This window comes from Halomonas sp. 3D7M (assembly GCF_014897885.1).
Lineage (GTDB): Bacteria > Pseudomonadota > Gammaproteobacteria > Pseudomonadales > Halomonadaceae > Vreelandella.
The window spans coordinates 11332-19409 of the sequence record NZ_JABUZF010000240.1 but is presented as its reverse complement, the minus strand read 5'-3'; the positions used below and the strand labels follow the sequence as shown (position 1 = coordinate 19409).

At 50.1% G+C, this 8078-nt stretch carries 10 protein-coding genes and 1 pseudogene; 2 read left to right on the top strand and 9 right to left on the bottom strand.

Annotated elements, in window-relative coordinates; genetic code table 11:
- Positions 1-1639: CoA-binding protein (locus INT22_RS21080; protein ID WP_319022081.1), on the bottom strand; the 1639-nt coding region annotated here is incomplete at its 3' end.
- 165 nt (positions 1640-1804) lie between these two features.
- On the opposite strand from INT22_RS21080, the pseudogene INT22_RS13965 reads away from it, so the two are divergent.
- Both INT22_RS13965 and INT22_RS13960 read left to right on the top strand, forming a co-directional pair.
- Positions 1805-2723, top strand: a pseudogene (locus tag INT22_RS13965) (histone deacetylase family protein).
- 102 nt (positions 2724-2825) lie between these two features.
- The gene (locus INT22_RS13960) at positions 2826-3458 is read left to right on the top strand and encodes a helix-turn-helix domain-containing protein (RefSeq protein ID WP_038484202.1); all 633 of its coding nucleotides are present in this window, start codon (positions 2826-2828) and stop codon (positions 3456-3458) included.
- Positions 3459-3498: 40 nt separating this feature from the next.
- On the opposite strand, the gene INT22_RS13955 is transcribed toward INT22_RS13960, so the two are convergent.
- The 8 genes from INT22_RS13955 to INT22_RS13920 all read right to left on the bottom strand — a co-directional run.
- Positions 3499-3849, bottom strand: coding sequence for a TusE/DsrC/DsvC family sulfur relay protein (locus INT22_RS13955; RefSeq protein ID WP_193060429.1), 351 nt, complete (start codon positions 3847-3849; stop codon positions 3499-3501).
- 2 nt (positions 3850-3851) lie between these two features.
- Entirely contained in the window at positions 3852-4139 is a 288-nt protein-coding gene (gene tusB, locus INT22_RS13950; protein WP_193060428.1) for a sulfurtransferase complex subunit TusB, read from the bottom strand.
- 36 nt (positions 4140-4175) lie between these two features.
- Entirely contained in the window at positions 4176-4541 is a 366-nt protein-coding gene (locus INT22_RS13945) for a DsrE family protein (RefSeq protein WP_193060427.1), read from the bottom strand.
- A 53-nt stretch (positions 4542-4594) separates the two neighbouring features.
- Entirely contained in the window at positions 4595-4984 is a 390-nt protein-coding gene (tusD, locus tag INT22_RS13940) for a sulfurtransferase complex subunit TusD (RefSeq protein WP_193060426.1), read from the bottom strand.
- A gap of 81 nt (positions 4985-5065) precedes the next feature.
- The gene (locus INT22_RS13935) at positions 5066-5746 is read right to left on the bottom strand and encodes a Bax inhibitor-1/YccA family protein (RefSeq protein ID WP_038484188.1); all 681 of its coding nucleotides are present in this window, start codon (positions 5744-5746) and stop codon (positions 5066-5068) included.
- A gap of 221 nt (positions 5747-5967) precedes the next feature.
- Positions 5968-6144 carry a hypothetical protein gene (locus tag INT22_RS13930; RefSeq protein ID WP_167457121.1) on the bottom strand — a complete coding sequence of 59 codons (177 nt, stop codon included), beginning with the start codon at positions 6142-6144 and terminating at the stop codon, positions 5968-5970.
- 128 nt (positions 6145-6272) lie between these two features.
- On the bottom strand, positions 6273-7280 hold the full coding sequence (locus tag INT22_RS13925; protein ID WP_193060425.1) for an aldo/keto reductase: 1008 nt from the start codon (positions 7278-7280) through the stop codon (positions 6273-6275).
- A gap of 23 nt (positions 7281-7303) precedes the next feature.
- Positions 7304-8078, bottom strand: a 775-nt coding sequence (locus tag INT22_RS13920; protein ID WP_226912738.1) for a YheT family hydrolase, incomplete at its 5' end; no start/stop codon positions are given.

Sequence of the window (8078 nt, the reverse complement as noted above, 5' to 3'; positions counted from 1 at the left end):
AAGGACGACAATTGCCCTCGTGAATGACTTTTAGCGCCTTAGGGCCTGGAAAATGATCCGCCATTGCTAAGGCATCTTCCGGCTTGCTCAAATAGACACTAGGCGCCGCTGGAATGCCATAGGCTTCCAATACTTGGGCCGTTTCGGAATGGGTCAATGTTTGTCGCCCTTCCGCTTTGGCATTTTTAATCAGCGCGCGACACTCCGCACGAATCTCTGCGCTGGTGGAAAAAGGTAAGCTAGGCGGAATTTCATGCAGCAGCGCTTGAACACGCTGATAGTCCACCATATGCATAAATGCTTTCACCGCCTTTTCCGGCGATGTATAGGTGGGTATCCCCGCCAAATTGCACACATGCCTAGCATTCAGAGCTTCTTTCAGCCCCATCCAACTCGTTAGTAAGTTACGTTTAAATGTCTTTCGATGATCAATCAGCGCCTGAGCGGTGGCCAATGAAGGCGCTAAACGAGTAGGCGCGTGAACCACCAGTACGGCATCCGCATTTGGATCGGCAGTGACAATTTTTAGCGCTTCTACAAAACGCTCTGGCGTCGCGTTGCCGCCTAAATCCACTGGGTTCTCACCGGGTTTGCTCATATCTACCTGGCTTTTATGCAGCACCCGCTGGGTCTCTTCGCTAAACTCCGCCAGTTTACCGCCGGCACTTATCAGTTTATCGATCGCCAGCATGGCGGGTCCTAAGCCATTGGATACAATAGCCAATCGGTCGCCGCGAAGCGGCTTCATGCGCGATAAGGTTTCAAGCGCATCCAGCAATTCATCGTAATCATTGACGCGAACAACGCCCGCCCGGGCAAAGGCCGCGTCAAACACCACATCACGATTAGCAATACCTGGTGTGGGGGCCATACCCGAAATATCTGACTGCGGCGTTCGCCCACTCTTGATGGCGACGACCAAGCGGTTACGCGATGCATCACGCACGGAGGTCATAAAGTGCTGAGCATCCATCACGCGCTCAAGGTGCAGCAGAATCGCTTGCGCTGGAGAAAACTGATTCACATAATCAATCAAATCTGGCAGTAGAACATCAACACTGTCACCTACCGTGATCAAGTGTGAAAAGCCAACATCGCGGCCAGCAGCCCAATCGATCATGGCATTTGCCAACATGCCCGATTGCCCTAAGTAGGCCACTTTGCCCGCTTGAACTGGCTGGCTGGCATAGGAAGCATTCAGTTTCTTCCCAGGCACAATCAGCCCCATGCACTCGGGCCCTAGCACCCGGATACCCGACTCTATCGCCGACTGCAACATACGTTGCCGGATTGAGCCTTTGTTGCCCGTCTCACGATCAAGGTAGGCACCACCGGAAAGCACCAGCGCAGCTTTAACACCAAACTGCCCAAGTTTTTTGATAAGACTAGGAACACCATCGATTGGCGAACAGATAACCGCTAAATCAGGGATTTCAGGCAGTTCATTCACGGTGCGGACGCAATCCACGCCGAAGACTGTGTCATATCCTTTCAGATTGACCGCCCATATTTTCCCCCTAAAACCGCCCTCTTGGAGATTACTGAGCACTAAACCACCCAACGAGGCTGGCTTTTCAGAGGCACCGAACACGGCCACTGTGCGCGGTTCGAAAAAATGATGCAAAAAACGTGTGCTCACGAATGCGTCTCCCCTGAAATTAATAACCACTGTGTACGACTTATTGACACTGTCGCGCAAGCCCCTGAGACGATTAAGGTGGCGATATTGTCTTCGGAGCGCTTGCATGATTACTGCCTACCTTACTCTGCCTACCTTACTCCCCCAGACTGCGCATTGCACCATATGGGGCCTGAGCACCCTGAAAGCCCTCAACGGCTTGAAGCGATTCGTGCGCGCCTATCTCTAGCAGGCCTTCTTCAACAAACCATGCAGGCGGATGCCAAAGAGGCGTGTGACGAGGCATTAGCAAGAGTGCACCCAACAAGGCACCTTAATGCGTTAGCAAAGTGCCTGCCGAAAGAAGGCATCGTCACCCTCGATAGCGACACAATGATGAACCCCGATAGCCTAAAATCGGCCAGAGTGGCCGNTAAAATCGGCCAGAGTGGCCGCGGGAGCCGTCATTCGCGGAGTTGATCAAGTCTTTAAGCGCCAAGCTGACAACGTATTTTGCGCAGTACGGCCGCCTGGGCATCATGCAGAAGCGGCTGATGCGATGGGGTTTTGTTTCTATAACAACATTGCCGTCGGTGCGGCCCATGCAAAAGCAAAATATGGTGCTAAACGTATCGCAATACTCGATTTTGATGTTCATCAGTGCAACGGCACTATTGATATCTTCAAAAATGATCCAGAGGTACTGGTGTGCACGAGCTTCCAGTATCCGTTTTACCCCTGGCGCTATTTACGCAGTGAATGGCAAAATGTGGTCAATACGCCGCTGGAAGTAGGCACTGATAGTAAAGAGTTTAGACGCATTATCGAACGACAGTGGCTTCCCGCTCTCCATGCGTTCAAACCAGACTTAGTCATGCTTTCTGCAGGCTTTGATGCTCATCGCGACGACCCGATGGGAGATATCTGCTTAGAAGATGAGGATTTTTATTGGATAACCCACTTAGCAATGGAGATTGCAGCCCTCTATGCAGAAAACCGAGTAGTTTCAGTACTTGAGGGGGGGTATAACCCGAAAACCCTCGCTAGCGGTGCAGAAGCTCACTTAAAAGCGCTATTGGGTTTGCCCTTTACGGATGTTCCATGACGTATGCCACTCACTATTGTGAAACGTCATGCGACGGCGACCTTGATACAGAGCGTCTGTGATAACATGCGGTTTTATTGACGTTTACTCACGTGGCTTTTTATGACCGCTACTACTGAAGAGCATGCTGCGCTGCGCATAGCCTCTGGGCGAAAGCCCTTTGTCGAACCTTTACGCCTGGGGGAACGTTTAAAACAGATTCGCCTTGCTAACCAGTGGACATTGGAAGACGTCAGCCAGCGCACAGGCTTAGCACGTTCAACACTCTCCAAGATCGAAAATGACCAAGTGTCGCCTACGTTCAGTGTGGTTCAAAAACTTATTACCGGCCTGAACATCGACCTGCCCCAGCTATTTACGCCGCCGAAGCGTGAGCGCTATACCATGGGGCGTAGAGATCTTACCCGTAAGGGCAAGGGCCAAGTGCACCCTACCCCTACCTACGAGCATGAGCTGCTCGGACATCAGCTTGCTCAAAAGCGCATGATTCCTTTTAAGACCATTGTTAGAGCACGCAGCTTTGATGAGTACCATCAGTGGGTTCGACACGACGGTGAAGAGTTTTTGATGATTTTAGAAGGCGATATTTTGTTATACACAGAATTTTATGCGCCACTCATGCTCGCCGAAGGCGATAGTATTTATTTTGATAGCGACATGGGGCACGCCCTGGTTTCTACCAGCCCAGAAGATGCGGTCGTGCTTTCTGTTTGCACACGGGGCGACTCGGTCTAACGCCCAGATTTCGTATCGCTCAAAATAACCGCAAAAATAGCTATAAACAGTTTGTGGGCTTAGGAAGGCCAGCGATGCGAGCAATACGCTTTGGTGGACTCCCCGGAAACAGCGTCATTAAATAAATCGAATTCCCCTTCTCATCACCCAGCGCCTGTTTTGTGGCTTTCACTAAGGGCCGCATTGCGGGTGCCATTTCATATCGAGTATAAAACTCGCGCACCAGCTGAATAATTTCCCAGTGTTTTTCTGTAAGAGTTAACCCTTCATCCTCAGCGAGCAACTGAGCAACCTCACCGCTCCACTGATCCTGCTTAACTAGATACCCCTCAGGATCTAGTTGGATCTTTTGCGACGAATCAAGATAACGGTATAAACTTTGATTACTCATATTCAATACCAGGAAATGATCTTTTCATTTTGCTCGGTCAACTTAATAAAGCCGTCCATTTCTATCAAAGGCAGCCCATGGCTGGTGGCAACAGAGTGAACCCCTCTCGAAATAGCATCTTCAGCTAGCAAAAAAATCGACGCTGTATTGGCTGCCCAACCTTGCCATTCAGGATAGAGCGCAGCCTGCACGCCGTCTTCTATCAGCACAACAGAATCGCCATTGCTGAGTGCGTTGAGCATTTGCACAGCAGCATCGCTATGGGGAGGTTTATTCAGAATATGCAGCATAGTTATTGGCTACTCTGCTAAAAATTGAGCGCAAAATTAAAAATTAAGAACATAATTATAACGCTGGAACAGGTCTGGCACGTCTGAAGCCGGGACTAGGGTAACTCCCTCAACCAGCTGATCAGTGGCTATATTGAAGGCTTGTAGGGTCTCGGTAGGGACTAATAGGTTTTCTATATCGTACATTTCTAACATATTAATTGTCGGTAGCGTGGCTTTTTGGCCTGGCGCGCCAACCTGTTGCTCTTTGAGTAACGCGAATATCCCCTGCCCTAAAAACAGCAGATCAACCGCTTGCCCAAAGGCAGCAGACACTAGCGCAACATCCAGCCCTTCCCGCAACTCATTTGAGCTATAGGGCGCATGTCGTATAACGATAAGTCGCTCATTTGCTTCAGCCATCTTAGTCCTACCTATCTACTCCGGTCGCCCTGTTTTCAGCCCTGTTCTCACTACTAAGCAAACGTAATAAAACGATCACAGCGCTGCTGTAGCTCAAGCAGTTGCCCTAGCCCCGTTAATTCAAAGGGTGGCTCAAGATTGAAGTTCACTTGCCCGTGCCGCTTTGCCTCTGCTTCACTCACCACACCACGGCGTAACGCCGCCGCGACGCATACATCTAATCCCACCCCGTGCTGATGATGCAGGTCAACCCAAGCGTCTCGCATATTGAGCTCATCCTGTGGAGGAGTCATTAGTCGAGAGGCATTATGAACGCCATCTTGATAGAAAAAAACGCCCTTGATGTGGTGTCCTTCATTTAGCACTGCTTGGGCAAATCGCAGCGCGGAATGAGGGGCGGCACTACTATACGGCGCCCCCATGACCAATAAGCCATACTCCATCGGATTATCTCGATACAGTCCGCCCTAAAAAAAACAGACCCTAGCAAGTAGGGTCTGTCGCGATAGTACTGCAGGGGTTGATCAGTCGTTGCTCATAATGCCTAAAATCGAGAGCAGACTGATGAACAGGTTATAAATGGAAACATAAAGCGTAATAGTTGCGAGAATGTAGTTGGTCTCTCCCGCCCGGTGAACAATTTCACTGGTTTGGTAGAGGATCGCCGCTGATGCAAACAGCACAAAACCAGCGGAAACCATCAATGAAAGCGCAGGAATGTTGAAGATCAGCCCGGCTACCATGGCCAAAATCAACACAATGGCCCCAGCCATTAGGAAATTACCTAAAAAGCTGAAGTCTTTCTTGGTGGTTAATGCAACCGCAGAAAGGCCGATAAACGTCAAGCCAGTCATTGCCAATGCATTCATTATCAAAGCGCCACCGTTAGGCAACGTAAGATAGGCGGAAATGATTGGGCCAAGCGTGAAGCCCATAAATCCAGTGAATGCAAAAGTCGCCAACAAGCCAGCTGCCGAATTGGCCGTTTTGTGAACCAGGAACATCAGCCCGTATGCACCGATAAAGAACACAAAAATGTTCATTTGTTGGATGCCCATTGCGACAGAGGCACCAGCGGTGACCGCAGAGAATAGCAATGTCATGGCCAATAGCGCGTAGGTGTTACGCAGAACTTTATTAGCGCTAACACTACTTACTTCGCTGCGCGTTTGCGCTCTCGCCGTGTTCGAATCGTTAAAAGCCATTTATCTATGCTCCCTAATGGTAATACTAACAACGGACAAGGATGCCGTTACCAAGTTCCAGACGCAAGTATTTGTCTTCCACGCAAACAACTGCTTTTTAAGGCACTTGCTCCTCAAGCGTTGACTATGCTTAACATTCCACACCACTTTGGACATAGAAATGCGCTATAAAATTCCCCTGACCGTACCAAATTTGGCGTGATTATCTTCGCTTCTTCTGCTTACAGCTTCACTGCTGGCGGTGAAACGTTATCGTCGTCTTCTTCCTTGTGAGGTAAATGCTGCATTGTCGCTGCTTGACGCGCATCCTGAGCGTTATAGAGACGTGCATCGATCACGTTCAGCACCGCCAACTGTGCAAATAGCACGGCAAAACAAATGATCAGACCTTTTAACATGGCACTGTTCCTTAGGGGGCTAACAACTTAGAGGGCAAACAACATCGTCGTTGGTAGCGAATAATAGTCCTCGGCGGAAAGAAAGCAACGGGGTTTGGTAAAATCACCATTTGCCCTATCAATTTACGCTAACAATCCGCAAATTCTTCAGTATCAATATCAGCTTGTTGCGTGTCGCTATAACGAGCGCCAGCAACTTGGCTCGGCAACAGCATACCGTTGAGCTGAGTCACTGTTGCGTCATCCAACACGACCGTTTCAGCGCGTAAGTTCTCGCGTATATGCGTCACTGAGCAGGAACCAGGAATAGGCACAATATGATGGCCCTGGGCGTTTAACCAAGCTAGCGCCAGCTGTGCGGGTGAGATCTCAAGACGCCTAGCCATTGTTTTAACGTCATCCAACAAAGCTATATTGTGAGGTAAATTGTCTTTACTAAAGCGGGGCATTCCGGCGCGCATATCCCCTGTCGAAAACTGGGTACTTTCTTCCACTGCCCCCGTCAAAAAACCGCGCCCAAGTGGGCTGAACGCCACTAAGGCAGCACCGAGCTCCGCACATGCATCCTTCAGAGCAATGTCGGGATTACGTGTCCAGAGTGAGTATTCTGACTGTACTGCTGCGACTGGATATTCCGCATTACCTTTACGAAATGTTTCTGCCGATACCTCAGATAAGCCAACCGCACCAATTTTACCCTCTTCCACTAGTCGGCCCAGCGCCCCAACACTCTCTTCAATAGGAACACTACGATCTAGGCGATGCAGGTAGTAAATATCCAAATAATCCGTTTTCAGTCGTGACAGACTCTCTTCACACTGGCGACGCAATGTGTCAGGGCGACCATCGATAATGCGCTTCCCTGTTTCAGCGTCCAATGCCATTCCACACTTGCTGGCGAGAAACAGCTGGTACCTTTTTGTTTTTAAAGCGAGCCCCAACAACCGCTCATTTGCTGTTCCACCATAGAGCGTCGCCGTATCAAAATGGCGGTATCCCATCTCAAAGGCTTCTTCCAATACCCGAAGCGCCTCTGTTTCTGGCACATACTGCCCATAGCCATGGGAAAGATTCATGCATCCCAAGCCAATACGAGGAGACGAGACACCGTTTAATCGGTCAAAGAACGCGGACATAGCAACCTCTGAGGTGATTGACGTTAATTAGATAGTAGTGCGCTAGTGTTATGCGTTTTACCCTGGCTACAAACCTGCGACTGCAGCCAGTCAGGCAATCGGTGTTCAAGATAATAACGCGGCCGCCACGGAGGCCCCTCTATAAAGCCCACATGGCCACCCGAGGCATGAAGCTCCAGGGTGACATAGCTTGGCAGAGTTTCCGCATTAGGAACGCTCTGTGGGTAGATAAAAGGGTCATCTAGTGCATGCACAATGAGCGTTGGAATACGAAGGTGCTCCACGAAGAAAGCACTGCTACAGCGGTGGTAATAGTCATCGGCGCTTTCAAAGCCATGCAGTGGCGCAGTAACGCGGCCATCGAAGTCCCAAAACGTCTTCATACCTTGTAATGCTTCAAGCGCCGCTAAACGCGCCAGTTCTTCCCTTCGCCCTTGGCGTACAAACGCCTGCTGCTTATGTTCAACATACTGGCGCAGGTCTCGCAGGAAGCGGGCCTGATAAATCCTGGAGAAGCCTTTACTTATTCGGTCTGCGCAGTGGTCCAGCCGAAACGGTACCGATACCGCTGCCGCGGCCTTCAACGGCGTATTGCCACCCTCTTCACCCAAATACTTAAGCAACACATTGCCACCCAATGAGTAACCAATCGCGGCAAACAATTTGTTTGGATAGCGTAACGTTAGTTGCTTAACCACATCCGCCAAGTCCTCACTCGCGCCAGAGTGATATCCCCTGGCGCGATGGTTTGGCTCACCAGAGCAGCCACGCCAATTGACAGCCACGCTCGACCAGCCG

Bases quoted from the DNA above. Each gene is read 5' to 3' on its own strand.
- INT22_RS13960 (WP_038484202.1), top strand. From the start codon at position 2,826: ATGACCGCTACTACTGAAGAGCATGCTGCGCTGCGCATAGCCTCTGGG.
- INT22_RS13955 (WP_193060429.1), bottom strand. From the start codon at position 3,849: ATGAGTAATCAAAGTTTATACCGTTATCTTGATTCGTCGCAAAAGATC.
- tusB (WP_193060428.1), bottom strand. From the start codon at position 4,139: ATGCTGCATATTCTGAATAAACCTCCCCATAGCGATGCTGCTGTGCAA.
- INT22_RS13945 (WP_193060427.1), bottom strand. From the start codon at position 4,541: ATGGCTGAAGCAAATGAGCGACTTATCGTTATACGACATGCGCCCTAT.
- tusD (WP_193060426.1), bottom strand. From the start codon at position 4,984: ATGGAGTATGGCTTATTGGTCATGGGGGCGCCGTATAGTAGTGCCGCC.
- INT22_RS13935 (WP_038484188.1), bottom strand. From the start codon at position 5,746: ATGGCTTTTAACGATTCGAACACGGCGAGAGCGCAAACGCGCAGCGAA.
- INT22_RS13930 (WP_167457121.1), bottom strand. From the start codon at position 6,144: ATGTTAAAAGGTCTGATCATTTGTTTTGCCGTGCTATTTGCACAGTTG.
- INT22_RS13925 (WP_193060425.1), bottom strand. From the start codon at position 7,280: ATGTCCGCGTTCTTTGACCGATTAAACGGTGTCTCGTCTCCTCGTATT.